The following is a 15,665-nucleotide window of genomic DNA, read 5'->3' on the forward strand; positions in this document are numbered from 1 at the left end:
CTCAATTTCTTGCAATCCTCGCTACGGACGCTTAAGTCCGACAGGCTGCTAGGGATAAGTATCACCAGAGAATCTGCCAAGCATATCCTAATCCATCGGCTATTTGTCGTGAAACGTTTTTCATTTTTCCAGAATGAAGCGCCTCAGGTTGGCAAAAGGAGGGACAACTTTGCTTTATTACTGGTTCAGCCAGGGAAAACCGCTGGCTATAACGGCTTTCCCTCTTGTTAAACGTTTATTAATTTGGAACTCTTGTCACCCTTAGAAAGCAATAAAACATCGATTCATCGAGGGGTATTCATGGGGCTCCAGTTTTTCAGGGGCATTGGCCGTTTTTTCGGATTGCACACAGTCTGGATCATCTTTCTTTTCGGTATGGTAACGATGGCTCGTGCGGATAAGGTATGGATGGAAAATGGAGATGTGATCAGTGGCAAAATCATGGGTCTGGAAGCGGGTAAACTGACTGTTTCTACACGTTATGCAGGTAACATTACCATTAATTGGCGCCATGTCCGTGCTCTGGAGACAGACCAGCCGCTCTGGGTGGGTTTGATTGGAGAGAAAGAGGCTCAACAGCGTCAGTTAAAGAGCAATGGTGATCAACTGACGATTGTTGATCCTGATGGTTATGAGCGGAGCTTTTCGGCAGTCTGGCCAGTGGCAGAAATTCTCACTGAACAGCCGGTGCTGGCTGCTAACTGGGACATTGCTGGCAAGGTCAACTTTGGTTTGGACAGCGATCAGGGTCAGGACAAAGAAACCACATTTACGCTCAGTGGCAACCTGGATATCAATGACGAGTGGAACAAAAACAGTTTTAAGTGGGACATTGAAGTAGAGACGGAAGATGACGCAGACTCTTCCACCAAGGAGTGGGAGCTGGGGTATGCGTATAGTCGCTATTTCACCGAGCACTGGTTCGTTCAGGGCTCTCTGGATCAGGAGTATGACTCAGCGGAAGATCTGAGATCAAGACTGACGCTCGGTGGTTCGCTCGGTTACCGCTTCAGGGAAACGGTGAAAGAAACAGTGATTACCACCGTTGGTCTGACTCATCTCTGGGAAGATTATCAGCTGGAAGATAACCAGAGAAATCTGGCGATGACGACAGGACTGGTGTATCGGAAGAAGCTTATTGATAACCTTGAGTATTACTTTAACAGCAAGCTGTTTTACCGTCTGAATTCAGGCCAGCAGTGGCTGTTTGATGGAGAGCATGGCCTCAGGGTGGGGTTATCTGAAAGTCTTTCTCTAAACCTGATGCATTACCTGGACTACGACAGTATTCCTACAGAAGGTGCTGATAAAACCTCGAGTCAGATCAAGGTAGGCATTGGTTATTCCTGGTAGTGAGAATGGCCACAGAAGGTAGTAGCTTCTGCGGCCATGAATCAGAGGCGCAGACCTCCATCCAGTTCCAGCACCCGACCATTGAAGTAGTCGTTTTCAAAAATGAACGCCGCCGTTGCTGCAATCTCTTCAGGCTTACCCATGCGTCCCGCCGGAATACCCGCATTCATTTTGGCGCGAGCTTCGGGCTTCATGCCCAGCGTCATTTCAGTCTCAATCATGCCAGGTGCAATCGCAGCGCTCCTGATGCCAAAACGAGCCAGCTCCTTAGCCCAGGATACCGTCATAGCGACGACACCGGCTTTTGCGGCAGAGTAGTTGGTTTGTCCGAAGTTGCCCGAGCGGGAAATGCTGGCAATGTTTAGAATCAGACCTTTGCTTCCTGATTCAACCATGCTGGCAGACACCTCACGACCACAGAGAAAAACACCGGTGAGATTGACGTCAATGACTGATTGCCATTTTGCCAGTGAAAGCTTGTCAGTGACCTGATCCTCTTTCACCTTAATTAGCAGACCGTCACGCAGGATGCCCGCATTATTGATAAGACCGTTGAGCGGGCCCAGTTTTTCTCTGGCAACTTTGATACTGTTTTCTACTTCCTGTTCGTTGGCGACATTGGTAGGCAGGGCAATGGTTTTTGCCCCCAATTCAGAGCACTCCTTTACCGTCTGATCCAGGGCTTCGCCTTTCAGGTCTATCAGCCCAAGGCTGGCACCTTTTTCTGCCAGATGCAGTGCCATGGCCTTGCCCAGACCGCGGGCAGCACCGGTAATCAGGATGTTGCTTTGTTCGAGATTCATTCTTTTGTTCTTCTACGTCTGAAAATCACTCAATGATTGTAACGGAACATAGCGAATTCTCTATAGACGGTTTGGTTTTTCTGAGTAACAAGGAGTATGAGCTTCTTTGTCAGGGCTGTTCTTGGTCAGTCAGGATTGGCTGAACTTCCCGGGGGCTTTCGATCCATCCACAGGCTACTGGTTTTTAATCACACGTATCATTTGAAGACTTTCAAACATTTTCTTTTTGTCGTTTTCGGACAGGTGCGCTGCATTGACCGTCCTGACAAAGTCTTGCTGCATGTTATTATCAAATGCTCCTCCATTCTGAAGGTATTCGCTAATTTGCATCACGATCTGATGACCAAGCTCTATAAGCTTGGGCCTGACCTCGGAAGCCAGATCACGGTGTTTTTTATTTTCTGGTTTGGCAGATAACCATTCCGCCCTATATCGATATTGAATAGCCTTGGCCGCATCTATCTGAGCCTGAAAAAAAACAGCGATGGAATCTGGTTGTAAACCAGCCTGCTGTGCATCAAACAATGCTTTCTCAAGCACCTGTTTTTCTCTGGTCAAATCTTCAATAGCACGATGATTCGTGGCCTTAAATAAGGCTACATCCTGCATATAAGTCAGCCGCTGGTTGATTAACTCAAAGATTCCTTTCGACATTGTATCCGCATCCGCAATCGTCAAAGTAGAGAGTGTCAAACAGAGCAACCCTGTTACAAAAAGCTTCATGATTTCCTCAACAATTCTCTGAGCTTAGAACCAGTCCCTTTCCATTGATTCAGCCGTGACACTCTGATTATATTACGCTCAACAACTATTAGAGTATCTGCCAGAATCATCAGCGCTGAAGTCAAAGCCAAATCAGGATATTAGGCGGTGATGGGAGTCTTGACATCCGTTGTCCTATACTCAGTGGCTGATTCACAAGGGAATATTGCTATGGATAACTCAAACAACCTTTACAACACCGACTTTTACCGCTGGACACAACAACAGGCTGAGTTGCTGCGTACCGGACGACTTTCTGAAATTGATGTCTCCAATATTCTTGAGGAAATTGAAAGTATGGGTCGCAGTGACTACCGGGCTTTTGAGTCTCACTTGGCGATCCTGCTTATGCACCTGCTTAAGTGGCTCTATCAACCCAGGTTCCAGAGTCGAAGCTGGCGTAATACGGCCACCGAACAGCGGCACCAGATTCAGATGCTGATCAAAGACAGCCCCAGCGTTAAAAGCAAGCTCGATGCTGTTACGCCACCGGCTTACCATCGTGCGGTGAAAGGTGCAGTCAGGGAGACAGGTTTCCCGAAAGCAACATTCCCTGAAACCTGTCCCTGGTCTTTTGATGAAGTCATGGTGGATGACTTTCTACCGGATACCCCACCTCAATAGACAGCAAATATTGGCTGTAATTAAAGGGGTAACACCATGGAACATGATCAGAAAACGCTTTACCAGACCGATTTTTACGGAAAAGGAGCCGCCCGCAAGTTCCGGGCCCGCAACGAAACGTCATCAGGCTCCTGGTCTTTTTTTGATTGATGAGACATCATCAATCAAGTCACTTTGGCATATAGGGCTCAAACTCCTTGGCCGGAGGCTGGGGAATATTACCAGCAGCATCAGGCCTTAAATTAGGGTATTGGCCCAGTACTTTTTTGATTTTGGATTCTAATACCCCTACCTCTCTTTGCTCTGATGCACATTGTTCCTGGACTTTTGCATACTCTCTGGTTACTGGGCCCTGATGGATGATGGGATAGGGCTTGACAGGAAAGTCCCGGAGTATGCTCTTAACTTTCTTATATTCACTCTCAGTTAAAACAGGTTTGAGAGCATTAAGCAGTTGTATTCGGGAAAGGAATGAATAGTCCTGATTCTCCTTGCTGACAAACCTTGATAACTCGACACCGGCCTTATAGACATCACCCTGATGGCGTCCACGCTGGACATTTCCCCGGTTCCCGGAGTTAGACGACAACACGCCATCCACATAACCTTTCAACTGCCCCGCCATATAATCAGCCTCTCGCCGATAGCAGGTCCATCTCTGTAAATAGACTTCCTGCGATAGTTGGTTATATCTTGCTTTCTCTGCCGGCAGATGAACTTCAAGTTCCGACAGGTTTTTCTGATGTTGAGAAATCAGCTCCTTATGAACCGTGATTTCCTGAAAGTCCCTTTGAAGCTGATGCCTTAACTCTTCCCGAACCGCTTCTATACACTCTTTGGCTAAAGGCTTCAGACTGCTGGCAAGCATACTCAACCCTACGAAAGCAGTTGCAGCTCCAGCAGCTGCACCGCAGGCAAATGGATTTCTCTGAACGGTATTTTCTACTACGGCAATAAGGCGATCGGTCAGAGCTGCACCGGGTACCACTCTGGCAGGCGTCCAATTCTGAACCAAAGCATCAAAGGAAACGGCTCCGGCAGAAGCAGCGCCTGCCATGAACGTTAAGCAAGGTATATATTTTGTCCTGGTTCCCTCCACCGGGTCATAGCTGAAAAAAACTTTCCTGATATTTTTAAACACACCACCCTCAGAAGCGTTGGCTGATGTGGAAACAGGCTGCCCCACTGCCGGGCTCTGAGCCATTGGATTACCGATTTGCATAACGAAACTCCTGTAAGATTAATTGAGGTAATTTGACAGATTTAAGCGCGTTATGATCTGCCTATCTATCAGGTAGACCTCCATTTTTGTACTAAGTTCCAAATAAAAAACAGCTCACGGAAAGACAGCAGCTAATGCTGCATGATAATCTTATTGATAATCAATATCATTAATATATAATCGCCTCAAAATGCCTGAAACAGGTGTCTTAATCATCAGCCATAGTTGATTCCGGCCATAGGTTGAAGAACAGAGTTCTGCATATCGAAATATACCCATTGGGTTTTGAAAATCTTCAAAGGCGATGGTTATAAGTGGTATGTTTTATGATATGAAAATACAGGGGGAAACAGATGGAACCCAAGGTTCAAGCCGCACACGACGCACGTAACCTGCTTTTGAATGAGTACCACGGTATTTTGTCCACTCACTCTGATGACGTGCCCGGGTACCCATTTGGTTCTGTTATGCCTTACTGCCTTGATAAACAGGGTAACCCGATCATCCTGATCAGTGACCTCGCTCAGCACACCAAAAACATTGAAGCTAACCCCAAGGTTTCTCTAATCATCACCCAAAGTGGTGTAGACGATATCCACAAGGCAGGGCGTCTGACCTGGATCGGCGATGCCGAAAAAATTGAAGCGGACAATGAAGAACTGAAGGCGCTGGAGCAACGTTACTACTCTTTCTTTCCACCTTCTGCTCAGTATCACAAAACCCATGGTTTTGACTTTTACCGTATTCATCTGAAGCGTGCACGTTTCATCGGTGGTTTCGGTAAGATTTTCTGGGTGAAGAACGAGCTGATGACTCGTGAAAACCCATTTTACGGCAGCGTAGAAAATGGCATGGTCAACCATATGAATGAAGATCATGTCGATGCGATGATGAAGTACTGTAAAGTGGCTGGTATCGAACTTCCGGAAGGTGTTGAGCCAAAGATGGCCGGTATTGATGCCACCGGTATGCACCTGCTGCTGAAAGACAAGCTGGTTCGTATTCCTTTCCCGACAGAAGTGGACGAGCCAATGGCAGTGCGCAAGACTCTGGTAGAGATGGCCAGAGTAGCTTGATATCAGGCTTGTACAAATAAAAAGCCCCGAGGTTGTTTGGGGCTTTTTACGTTTCAATCCTTGAAGTTTCCATGATTAACACTATATAAGAAGCACTGTTGTCTCTGGAGGCTTCCATGCGCTTCCCTTTCTGGATTTTTTTACTGCTTCCCGCCCTTGAACTGGTCGTCCTGATCAAGGTGGGGGGCTATATTGGCGCTTTTAATACACTGATTCTGGTTATTCTGGGTATGGTGGCTGGTATAGCGATCATTCGTCGTCAGGGTTTTCGTACCATGATGAAGGCTCGCGAGAAGATGAATCGTGGTGAGCAGCCTGCGCTGGAATTGCTGAAAGGTTTTTTGACTGCCCTGGGTGGTGTGTTCCTCATGATTCCCGGCTTTATCACCGACTTTATCGGGCTGGTTCTGCTCATTCCCCCGGTGCGCAGAGCGCTGCTGAGACGCATGATCAAAAGTGGTCGCTGGCAGGCGCAACAGTCATCCACCACCCTTGAGGGTGAATATTACCGTGAGGACATCGACACCAGCCGGAGTATCCACCAGACCCTCGAAGGTGAGTTCAAGCGGGAAGATGAAAAAAAATTCTAGTGCCCCCTTGAAAAGGCTAAAGCCACCCTTACTTACTAGATTACCGATAATTGGGTTCGGTTCTGACATCGCAAGTCAGACCGTTTGACAAGAGTTGATTGCTGGTTTTTCAGCATAAACAGTTGGAGAGATACATCGATGAAAATCCGTCCGTTGCGTGATCGCGTGGTCGTTCGTCGTGAAGAAGAAACCACTACCTCTGCTGGCGGTATCGTGTTGCCAGGTTCTGCTACTGAAAAGCCAAACCAGGGTGTGGTAGTGGCTGTCGGTGATGGCGTATTTCTGGACAATGGTGAAAAACGTCCTGTGGGTGTCAGCGTCGGCGACAAAGTCATCTTTGGTAAGTACGCTGGTTCTGACACCGTTAAGATCGACGGTGAAGAGCTGATCATCGTATCCGAGAGCGAAATCTACGCTGTTCTGGAAGACTGATCCCGGAACTTCGTTTTCATAGCAACTGTTTTAAATTTCCAAAGGATTACCCATCATGGCAGCAAAACAGGTTAAGTTCGGCGACGAAGCTCGCAAGCAAATGCTGGAAGGCGTCAACATCCTTGCTGACGCAGTAAAAGCGACTCTGGGTCCCAAGGGCCGTAACGTTCTGCTGGAAAAGTCTTTCGGCGCTCCAACCATCACTAAAGATGGTGTTTCCGTAGCCAAGGAAATCGAGCTGTCTGACAAATTCCAGAACATGGGTGCTCAGCTGGTTAAGGAAGTCGCTTCTCAGGCTAACGATCAGGCGGGTGACGGTACTACCACTGCAACCGTTCTGGCTCAGTCCATTCTGAACGAAGGTCTGAAGTACGTTGCTGCCGGCATGAACCCAATGGACCTCAAGCGTGGTATTGACAAGGCAGTAGCGGCTGTTGTTGAACAGCTGAAAACCATGTCCACGCCTTGCGAAGACAGCAAGTCCATCGCTCAGGTAGGTACTATCTCTGCAAACTCCGATGAGCTGGTGGGCCAGATCATCGCTGAAGCCATGGAGAAAGTAGGCAAAGAAGGCGTTATCACCGTTGAAGAAGGTTCCGGTCTGGAAAATGAACTGGACGTAGTAGAAGGCATGCAGTTCGATCGTGGCTACCTGTCTCCTTACTTCATCAACAACCAGGAAAGCATGTCTGCTGAACTGGAAAACCCATTCATCCTGCTGGTTGACAAAAAGATCTCCAACATCCGTGATCTGCTGCCAGTACTGGAAAACGTAGCCAAAGCTGGCAAGCCTCTGCTGATCATCGGTGAAGATATTGAAGGCGAAGCTCTGGCCACTCTGGTTGTGAACAACATGCGCGGCATCGTGAAGGTCGCTGCTGTTAAAGCGCCTGGCTTCGGTGACCGTCGCAAAGCCATGTTGCAGGACATTGCTATCCTGACCGGTGGTACTGTTATTTCTGAAGAAGTCGGTCTGTCTCTGGAAGCTGCCTCCCTGGAAGATCTGGGTTCTGCCAAGCGCATCGCTATCACCAAGGAAGACACCACCATCGTAGATGGTGCCGGCAACCAGGCTGATATTCTTTCCCGTGTTGAGCAAATTCGTGCCGAGATCGAGAACTCTTCTTCCGACTACGACAAGGAAAAACTGCAGGAACGCGTAGCCAAGCTGGCCGGTGGTGTTGCTGTTGTCAAGGTAGGCGCTGCTACCGAAGTGGAAATGAAAGAGAAGAAGGCTCGCGTAGAAGACGCTCTGCACGCTACCCGCGCTGCGGTTGAAGAAGGCGTAGTCGCTGGTGGTGGTGTTGCTCTGGTTCGCGCTCTGTCCAAGATCTCTGTTGAAACTGCCAACGCTGAACAGAAAGCGGGTGTTGAACTGATCCTGCGTGCTCTGGAAGGCCCAATCCGTCAGATCGCTTCTAACTCCGGTGACGAAGCTTCTGTTGTTGTCGACAAGGTCAGGTCCGGCGAAGGCAACTTCGGTTACAACGCTGCTACCGGTGAATATGGCGACATGATCGGAATGGGTATTCTGGACCCTGCTAAAGTCACCCGTTCTGCTTTGCAGGCGGCTGCTTCTGTTGCTGGTCTGATGATCACCACTGAGGCGATGGTTGCTGATGAGCCTGCTGACGCTGCTGCCCCTGCTATGCCTGACATGGGCGGTATGGGTGGTATGGGTGGTATGGGCGGTATGATGTAATCATCTTCCCGAAGCTCTGCTTCTCCGAAAAAGCTGCTTCTGTTTCAGGAGCAGCTTTTTTTATGTCATATTTCCCGTCACTTGCGGTGAACAACTCGCAGAACTCACTTCATACTGACTCCATTGTTGATGACAGACTGCTCCTTAAGATCGGATCTCAGAATGCAAAAAGTGGATTTAAGGGAACCTTTCAGATGTTTCTGAATCAAACATGGTATCAACGGTCAACATTGACCAATATCGAGAGTTTTGAACTCAAATCAGGATGAACTTCGCCGATGACTCAGGTCATGGCTATTAACAGAAAAGGAGCAGCATATGAGTAGTGGCATGGAAATTTCAGGAAGGAGTGGTAGTCTTCAGATACCCGCTAGCAATACGGGTAGTAATGCCCCTTTATCATCGGACGGGAACACGCCCACTCATAGAATTAGTGGTCCTGTTAATCCTGATCCACAGCTTAATCAGCTGCAGCAAAGCCGGACTCCTGACACGCCCATAAACGAAAGGAGAACCGATCCTTCAAACCCTTTAAATACACCGGGGCTAAGGCCTGGCAGTCAGCCACCGATCCAAAATCCCGATCCGACAGGAAACAGGAATCCTGGGCCTGGCAGTCAGCCACCGATCCAAAATCCCGATCCGACACAAAACGAGACTCCCGAACAGAAAGCCATGAGAGAAGCGATGGAGCTTGAAACCATGTCTGAGGATCAACTCAACGCCAGGCAAAAGGAGAAACTGGATGAAGCAGCCAAGGTCTCTCAACGCTATGAAGAGTTTGATCTGTTAAGCCGGGCCAAGGGTGCTATGGAAAATCCAAAGAATGCCCCCAAAGATCTCAAAGTGACGATTGCCTTTCCAGGAAAGGAACCCGTTACCCTTATTCCGTGGGATGACAAGCTCATGGAGCGAGATGACTTCCAGGAGCTCTGGGATACCGCTAAAAAAGTTCTGGCAGAACACGAGACCACAAACTTTGCAAATTACAATCCTAAGGTCGATAAAGCTAAACTGGATGCCTTAGAAGACGGCATCAGGCAGATAGCCCACAAACTAGGCGACAACGAACACGAAGAGGGTGAGAGAGATCACGATAACAAGTGGGAAAAGCGTTGGAAGGAAGTACGCCATAAACCGGTGAGGCTGGAGGCTTTTGAAGGTTTGAACCGCTCGAATAGTCCAAGAGTTGTTGCGGAACAACCCAGGGGGAACCAGAGCAATCCCGATGGGCCAGGAGTGAATCCCGATGGGCCAGGAGTGAATCCCGATGGGCCAGGAGCCAATCCAAATGGGCCCAGCCAATCCTGAAAATGTAACCAGGCCTGGAGATAATGGAAACGGTGGCAACCCCCTGACTCCGGAAACGCTACGGGAACAGCGACAGAAACTAAGGTCTCAGCCTGAGCGGCCACCAGAACCACCACAATCTGATAACCCGTGACTGTGACGTTTTGCAGGCAAGAATGTCAGAAACGCATTTAGGATAAAGGGGAAGCACAGCTTCCCTGCTGTCTACTCTTTCAAAGTGTTCTCAATACAGACCTTCCAAATACCAGAGTGTGTGCTGTTTTCTGATACCCTTTCTATCTTGCAGTACTTCTGAACAAATCGAATATCCCAGGCCCTTTCCTGTTGCTTCCCGAGGTGCTCGTGTTTCCTGCATTGTTTCGCGTTAAAACAATTACAATCAAGCCTCCCGTTGGTTTTTTTTCAGAAAAGCTCTTTAAGGCCAAAAAATGGCTGATTCATCTATCAAAGATGCAGAAATCCAGCGTTTGAAAAGGTATATCTACCAGAGAAATTAGCTTCAATTTTTCTTAATTTTTGACGTGAAAAATGAAAGCTCTCACCCTCACCGATCCAGTGAGCTTTGGCTGAGTGAAGCCAAAGCCATTCTGAGTGTGCTGAAAGACAGAAGCTTTGTCCGTTGCACTTAACAACATATTTTGAACTTTTATTTTAAAACCGAGTCAAATTTGCAGTATCAATTCTGAATGTCCTTTCTAATTGAGGATTAATACGAGTAACCAAGCATGGATCGAATAAATCCAAACTCTGGCAGTACACACTCAACAACGCCTGATCAATCTATATCGAAGCAAGCGTCAACGGGTATAGGTGTCAGTGCAGGTAGAAAAATTACTGTATCTGACAAGGGTGAACTTTCACTACTCAATTTGCCTAGCCTGACACAATTGAAAATTATTGGCTGTTTGAGACTTAAAGATATTGCCCGTTTAAAACAGGTGTGTACCTACTTTCGAGAGGTTATTGAAGGAGAAGACCTTCTGGCAAAGGCGTGGTATCGCCGCTTTTCTTCTCCACACCAGTCTCTGTTAAAGACGGTCATCACAGCAAAAAGTGATGAACAACTCAGCCGTTGGGTGGGGCAGTTTACAAATGATCAAGTGTTAACCAAGTCACTTATAGAGCGCCGAAACAATGTTGATTTTCCTGCTCTGGTTTTTTTCAACAACACAGATTTAATGTCGCAACGCAAAACATTTAACTTAGAGGCTAAAGTCACTATTACCCATAGAGGCGAAGTCAGATCGGCCACTTTCAGCACCGATGGCCTCCACGTGGTAACTGCCAGTAATGATGGCACGGCGAGAATCTATGACCAGGAGGACAATGGATCATGGCAAGAAAAAGCCATCATTTCCCATGATGACTGGGTCAGATCAGCCACCTTCAGCGACGATGGCCGCCAAGTGGTGACCATCAGTCACAATGAAACCGCAAAAATCATCGTTTGCGAGGCTAATGGAAGATGGGAAGAAAAAGCCACCGTTCACCATGATGACTATATCATCTCAGCTGACTTCAGCCCTGACGGTCGCCATCTGATCACCTGGGACGACTACATAGCAAAAATCTATGGTCATGATGACGATGGATTATGGGAAGAGAAAGCCATCATTGCCCATGGTAACGATATTAATTCAGCCTCCTTCAGCGCCGATGGACACCATGTGGTGACTGCCAGCGACGATCACACAGTGAAGATCTATAGTCTGGAGTCCGATGGATTATGGATAGAAAAAGCCAGAATTACTCATGATGACAATGTTATCTCAGCTACTTTAAGCGACGATAGTCGCCATGTGCTGACCGCCAGTTACGATGGCACTGCGAAAATCTACGGCCAGGAGGAAGACGGAACATGGGAAGAACAAGCCACCATTTACCATGAAGAAGGTGTCGATATAGCCGCCATGAGCCCCGATGGACACCATCTGGTTACCGTCAATGGCAATTACACTGTGAAAATCCACGGCTATGAGGACGATGGTACATGGAAAGAAAAACTCACTACTATCAATAGTCGTGTGGTCAAAACAGCCTCTTTCAGCCCCGATGGCTGCCATCTTGTGATCACCCGTGGAGATGGCGTGGCGAAAATCTGTGGCCATAAGGCGGGTGCGGGTGGATTATGGGAAGAAAAAGCCACTTTGCACAACGGTGGCGATGCCCACGCCAATTTCACCTTCAGCGCTGATAGCCGTCATATGGTTACGGCCACTCACGATTGCAGAGTTATAATTTATGACCATCATGATGATGGATTGTGGGAAAAAAAATTCGAAATTCGTCATAATAGTTCGGTCAGCTCAGCCACCTTCAGTGCCGATAGCCGCCATGTGTTGACTGCCAGTTTAGATAACACGGCGAAAATTATTGGCCAGGAAACTGATGGATCATGGGTAGAAAAAGCCACTGTTTATCATTGGGGTTCGGTCATATCAGCCAACTTCAGCAACGACGTCAGCCATCTGGTTACCACCGGTTCTGATCGCAGGGTGAACATCATTAAACTGTTGATGAATGATTGATTGTTTGCTTTCACTCTTGTTCATCAACAAACCTTTCGTGAGACTTTTTGGTCAGTAAAGCTTTAAGGCAATAAAATGGCGGGTCAATTTGTCAAAGAAGCACAATATCAGTATCTGGCTGGGAAGGATCTCAGAACCGCTGGAAGTATAAAGGAGAAGCAGAGCTTCCCTTCTATCTATTCCTTTAAAATGTTCTCAATACAGACCTCACAATAACCAAGGTGCCTGCAGCTTATGAATATAGTTTTATCTTCCAGTGGTCCTGAACAAATCAAACATTCCTGGCTCTCTCTGGTGGCACCTCCAACTGCTCCTGATTTCTGTGCTATTTCCTCGTCGGAATCTTCACTGTCTAAACTCCAGTCAGAAGCGGTATCCCGGGGAGAACTGGAATTCTGTGGAGAAGGGTCCGATAGATTGCGGCAGACTCCTGACTGTGAACATGCTTCTTCATCTAATTCAGCCGGGGGTGTGGGATCAATACCCAGAATATTGTATGTAAAATCTCGCATACCTTCGTAGCTAAACATGACCTCAGGCCTGGAACGTGATTCTCTCTGGCAAAGGCTATTCATATTTTCGTAGCTACTGCACAGAAGCTCATAGGGCAAAAATCTTTGTAACAGTTCTTCCAGTGTCTCTGGCCACGCCATTCCTGTAGCCATGTGGTGGTGAGAAGCGCTTGCCATTGCATGTAAACCGATGAGAAGAGCTGTTTCAGTGTCCAGGTTTGCTTCTTTGAGCCGATTGGCAAATCTTTTCGGAGATTGATAATCGCTGGTATTGCCAGACAGCAGTGAATTGGATAATGCTTCATGGTAGCTTTTTCGGGTAAAGCGATTGAGCAGCACAGAAAAGTGATCATAAAAGGCATTGGTGGAAAGAACATGAGGACCAAGAAAAGCAAAAAACATCAGGACTAAACCGTTATGAACAGTGGCATAATCAGGCAGATTTTTCTCTGAATGTGAATTGAAAATAGTGTAATAAGGGTTAATTTCAGCATCGATGGCTGGAGAAAAAAACAACTTATCAAAGAGGCTTCTGGCCATTGCGTTTATTTTCTGTTTACCTGCCGGGCTATTTTCCATGGTCACATTCATAGTGAATATACGAAATATCAGTCTCAGTATTTTCTGAATGCGCGCATGCCGATATTGAGGGCTCCCTATGTTCACGTAGTAAAAGTAAAAGTTTGAAAGATATTCAAAATTTTGCTCATCAAGCAAGAAGTTATTGTAGATTTCCAGTCGGTCATCTCCGGATACATCATCAGCCGCTAAATTCAGCCCGAAAAAGCCAATACGAATAATTTTAAACGGGTTCATGATGGAATCACCCGAGCCCTTTTGCCTTCTTTTTGGGGAAGGGTCCCAGATTTTTTTATAATACTGGCGAAATTCTTCAAGATCATAGGTGTCGTTTGCCATCCCCTGCTGACAAAACAAAAAAAAGACTGAAAATAAAAGCACCTTAAAGTCACATTGTAAGGCCATAGCTTTACCTGTATTTGTTAAAAACAACTTCACCAGAATAGTTATAATCAAGCCTTACGTGCGGCCGTTTGGTCAGTAAAGCTTTAAAGCCAAAAATGACGGGTTAATCTGTAAAAGAAGCAGAACTACAGCACCCGAAGAGATGTTCTTACCAGAGATATCAGTTTTAACTTTTCTGAAGGTGAAAAGTGGCAAATGAAAGCGCTAAGGCTATCATTTGCCACGCTGGTTGGTTGTTATTTTTGGTTTAAGCGTTCGACCAATAACAGAATATTATTCATCAGTCCTCTGTCTCTGCCTCAAAGAGCGGGTAGATACAGCCCGCGTTAATCAAGCGGAGTAGCAACTCACGAGCTTCATTGTCCACGACAGAGTGCCATTGATCGGATGCCAGTTGCGAGTGCTGACACATCTGTTGAGCCAGATTCGCTGCGTCTGCAGACTGGCATTCGTAGGCCTCACCATCAGCAAACAGTGTCAGGTGATTTTTCTCTTGCCTGAAAGCGAGCCTTGAGCCCTCATTGAGCACCAGATCAATCCCTTCAGCCTCTTCCTTAAGCGCTTCCCAACTTTGCCAGTGTTCTTCCAATGGCTGCTCATGTTTGGGTTGAGTCATCATCTCTCCAAACCATTCTGCCAGCATTGAGCGATCTTCAATATGCGTTTTCAGAATTTTCTGTAGACGATCCAGGGCTTTTTCATCAATCTCGCCTTTTTGCTCGGGCAAAGTCTGGTCGGGGTCTGAATAGCGAAGGCTCTCTGGTAACCGGTCGGCGATAAAGTCAGTAAATTGCATCAGAATCTCGCGATGGCTGGGAGCCCGAAAGCCTACTGAAATAGTCATGCATTCACCTTCGGCTGCGCCATGATGACCGATACCAGGTGGCAGGTAGAGCATGTCGCCGGGTTCAAGGACATAATCTTGCAGAACTTCAAACTCTGACAAGATGTGAAGGTCAGTGTCTTCCAGTTTCGGTGAGGTAGCATCATAGACCGGGCCGACTTGCCAGCGTCTTTGACCTTCGGCCTGAATCAGGAAAACATCAAAATGATCGTAGTGAGGACCCACTGAACCCCCATCGATTGCATAGCTGATCATAATGTCTTCAAGTTGCCAGGAGGGCAGAAAGTCAAAGTAATCCAGCAGCGAGTGAACATCGGGAACCCAGTGATCCATAGCCTGAACCAGAAGTGTCCACTGACCGGGAGGCAGACAGGAAAAGTCAGACTCTCTAAAAGGTCCTCGTCTCAGCTCCCATGGAGTTTCTCCCTTTTCTTGGCGCTGTACCCCAGAGATCCGGCTTTAAAAGCCAAAGCCCGCTGGTTGGAGGAGTACGCTGATATGACCGGTTCCCAATGGTAAACAGAGGCTTTTTCTACCCATGATTCATCAGTTTCCTGGCCAATAATTATCGCCGTATAATCTTCACTGGCAGTCACCACATGGCGGCCATCGGCACTGAAGGTGGCTGAGCTGACCGGACCACCATGTTCAATTTCGGATTTTATTTTCCACAATCCATCGTCGTCATGGCCATAAATTATCACTCTGCCATCGTGACTGGCAGAAACCATATGACGGCTATCGGCACTGAAGGTGGCTGAATTGACGTGGTCATAACCACCATGGTCGATGGTGGCTTTTTCTTCCCATAATCCACCCTTACCGGCCTTCTGGCCACAGATTATTGCCACGCCATCTTCACCGGTGGTCACCAGATGGCAGCCATCGGGGCTGAAAGACGCTGTTTTGACCACGTTACTAT

Annotated in this window: 15 protein-coding genes; 9 read left to right on the forward strand and 6 right to left on the reverse strand. The window is 47.4% G+C overall.

The window, feature by feature from the left end:
• Positions 1-300: 300 nt before the first annotated feature.
• Complete coding sequence (locus KDK17_RS03925) at positions 301-1,353, forward strand: DUF481 domain-containing protein (protein WP_257252334.1); 1,053 nt, start codon at positions 301-303, stop codon at positions 1,351-1,353.
• A 41-nt stretch (positions 1,354-1,394) separates the two neighbouring features.
• Here the strand turns inward: KDK17_RS03925 and KDK17_RS03930 are convergent, their stop codons facing one another.
• Together KDK17_RS03930 and KDK17_RS03935 are read right to left on the reverse strand one after the other, a co-directional pair.
• Positions 1,395-2,156, reverse strand: coding sequence for an SDR family oxidoreductase (locus KDK17_RS03930; RefSeq protein ID WP_257252336.1), 762 nt, complete (start codon positions 2,154-2,156; stop codon positions 1,395-1,397).
• Positions 2,157-2,330: 174 nt separating this feature from the next.
• A complete protein-coding gene (locus KDK17_RS03935) occupies positions 2,331-2,879 on the reverse strand; it encodes a chorismate mutase (RefSeq protein ID WP_257252337.1) in 549 nt (182 codons plus the stop codon).
• Positions 2,880-3,089: 210 nt separating this feature from the next.
• Between KDK17_RS03935 and KDK17_RS03940 the strand changes: the two genes are divergently transcribed.
• Positions 3,090-3,542, forward strand: a complete 453-nt coding sequence (locus tag KDK17_RS03940; RefSeq protein WP_257287395.1) for a DUF29 domain-containing protein — start codon at positions 3,090-3,092, stop codon at positions 3,540-3,542.
• Positions 3,543-3,711: 169 nt separating this feature from the next.
• Here the strand turns inward: KDK17_RS03940 and KDK17_RS03945 are convergent, their stop codons facing one another.
• Positions 3,712-4,764: a hypothetical protein gene (locus KDK17_RS03945; protein WP_257252340.1), complete on the reverse strand. Its 1,053-nt coding sequence runs from the start codon at positions 4,762-4,764 to the stop codon at positions 3,712-3,714.
• A 353-nt stretch (positions 4,765-5,117) separates the two neighbouring features.
• Between KDK17_RS03945 and KDK17_RS03950 the strand changes: the two genes are divergently transcribed.
• From KDK17_RS03950 to KDK17_RS03980, 7 genes are all read left to right on the forward strand, one after another.
• Positions 5,118-5,840 (forward strand): HugZ family protein, encoded by a 723-nt coding sequence (locus KDK17_RS03950; RefSeq protein WP_257252341.1) that lies wholly within the window; start codon positions 5,118-5,120, stop codon positions 5,838-5,840.
• A gap of 116 nt (positions 5,841-5,956) precedes the next feature.
• Entirely contained in the window at positions 5,957-6,430 is a 474-nt protein-coding gene (locus tag KDK17_RS03955) for an FxsA family protein (RefSeq protein ID WP_257287396.1), read from the forward strand.
• 138 nt (positions 6,431-6,568) lie between these two features.
• Positions 6,569-6,862 carry a co-chaperone GroES gene (locus KDK17_RS03960; protein ID WP_257252343.1) on the forward strand — a complete coding sequence of 98 codons (294 nt, stop codon included), beginning with the start codon at positions 6,569-6,571 and terminating at the stop codon, positions 6,860-6,862.
• A 55-nt stretch (positions 6,863-6,917) separates the two neighbouring features.
• Positions 6,918-8,564: a chaperonin GroEL gene (gene groL / locus KDK17_RS03965; RefSeq protein WP_257252345.1), complete on the forward strand. Its 1,647-nt coding sequence runs from the start codon at positions 6,918-6,920 to the stop codon at positions 8,562-8,564.
• Positions 8,565-8,882: 318 nt separating this feature from the next.
• Entirely contained in the window at positions 8,883-9,875 is a 993-nt protein-coding gene (locus KDK17_RS03970; RefSeq protein ID WP_257287397.1) for a hypothetical protein, read from the forward strand.
• Positions 9,856-10,008 (forward strand): hypothetical protein, encoded by a 153-nt coding sequence (locus tag KDK17_RS03975; protein WP_257253817.1) that lies wholly within the window; start codon positions 9,856-9,858, stop codon positions 10,006-10,008. Before KDK17_RS03970 ends, KDK17_RS03975 begins: the two co-directional genes overlap by 20 nt.
• Positions 10,009-10,600: 592 nt before the next feature.
• A complete protein-coding gene (locus KDK17_RS03980; protein ID WP_257287398.1) occupies positions 10,601-12,403 on the forward strand; it encodes an F-box/WD40 repeat-containing protein in 1,803 nt (600 codons plus the stop codon).
• 176 nt (positions 12,404-12,579) lie between these two features.
• Here KDK17_RS03980 and KDK17_RS03985 read toward each other — a convergent pair whose 3' ends face one another.
• The 3 genes from KDK17_RS03985 to KDK17_RS03995 all read right to left on the reverse strand — a co-directional run.
• Entirely contained in the window at positions 12,580-13,899 is a 1,320-nt protein-coding gene (locus tag KDK17_RS03985; protein WP_257253380.1) for an RING finger protein, read from the reverse strand.
• Positions 13,900-14,179: 280 nt separating this feature from the next.
• Positions 14,180-15,076, reverse strand: a complete 897-nt coding sequence (locus KDK17_RS03990; RefSeq protein WP_306671222.1) for a JmjC domain-containing protein — start codon at positions 15,074-15,076, stop codon at positions 14,180-14,182.
• A 71-nt stretch (positions 15,077-15,147) separates the two neighbouring features.
• Positions 15,148-15,665 (reverse strand): WD40 repeat domain-containing protein (locus KDK17_RS03995; RefSeq protein ID WP_257287399.1); only part of this gene is annotated, 518 nt, incomplete at its 5' end.

Origin of the sequence: Endozoicomonas sp. SESOKO2 (assembly GCF_024606245.1) — a bacterium.
Taxonomy (GTDB): Bacteria; Pseudomonadota; Gammaproteobacteria; order Pseudomonadales; family Endozoicomonadaceae; genus Endozoicomonas_A.

What these genes read in the sequence shown, in the direction of transcription:
- KDK17_RS03955 (WP_257287396.1), top strand. Translation starts at nt 5,957, where the DNA reads ATGCGCTTCCCTTTCTGGATTTTTTTACTGCTTCCCGCCCTTGAACTG.
- KDK17_RS03945 (WP_257252340.1), bottom strand. Translation starts at nt 4,764, where the DNA reads ATGCAAATCGGTAATCCAATGGCTCAGAGCCCGGCAGTGGGGCAGCCT.
- KDK17_RS03930 (WP_257252336.1), bottom strand. Translation starts at nt 2,156, where the DNA reads ATGAATCTCGAACAAAGCAACATCCTGATTACCGGTGCTGCCCGCGGT.
- KDK17_RS03980 (WP_257287398.1), top strand. Translation starts at nt 10,601, where the DNA reads ATGGATCGAATAAATCCAAACTCTGGCAGTACACACTCAACAACGCCT.
- groL (WP_257252345.1), top strand. Translation starts at nt 6,918, where the DNA reads ATGGCAGCAAAACAGGTTAAGTTCGGCGACGAAGCTCGCAAGCAAATG.
- KDK17_RS03940 (WP_257287395.1), top strand. Translation starts at nt 3,090, where the DNA reads ATGGATAACTCAAACAACCTTTACAACACCGACTTTTACCGCTGGACA.
- KDK17_RS03925 (WP_257252334.1), top strand. Translation starts at nt 301, where the DNA reads ATGGGGCTCCAGTTTTTCAGGGGCATTGGCCGTTTTTTCGGATTGCAC.
- KDK17_RS03960 (WP_257252343.1), top strand. Translation starts at nt 6,569, where the DNA reads ATGAAAATCCGTCCGTTGCGTGATCGCGTGGTCGTTCGTCGTGAAGAA.
- KDK17_RS03990 (WP_306671222.1), bottom strand. Translation starts at nt 15,076, where the DNA reads ATGGATCACTGGGTTCCCGATGTTCACTCGCTGCTGGATTACTTTGAC.
- KDK17_RS03970 (WP_257287397.1), top strand. Translation starts at nt 8,883, where the DNA reads ATGAGTAGTGGCATGGAAATTTCAGGAAGGAGTGGTAGTCTTCAGATA.
- KDK17_RS03950 (WP_257252341.1), top strand. Translation starts at nt 5,118, where the DNA reads ATGGAACCCAAGGTTCAAGCCGCACACGACGCACGTAACCTGCTTTTG.
- KDK17_RS03935 (WP_257252337.1), bottom strand. Translation starts at nt 2,879, where the DNA reads ATGAAGCTTTTTGTAACAGGGTTGCTCTGTTTGACACTCTCTACTTTG.
- KDK17_RS03985 (WP_257253380.1), bottom strand. Translation starts at nt 13,899, where the DNA reads ATGGCCTTACAATGTGACTTTAAGGTGCTTTTATTTTCAGTCTTTTTT.
- KDK17_RS03975 (WP_257253817.1), top strand. Translation starts at nt 9,856, where the DNA reads ATGGGCCCAGCCAATCCTGAAAATGTAACCAGGCCTGGAGATAATGGA.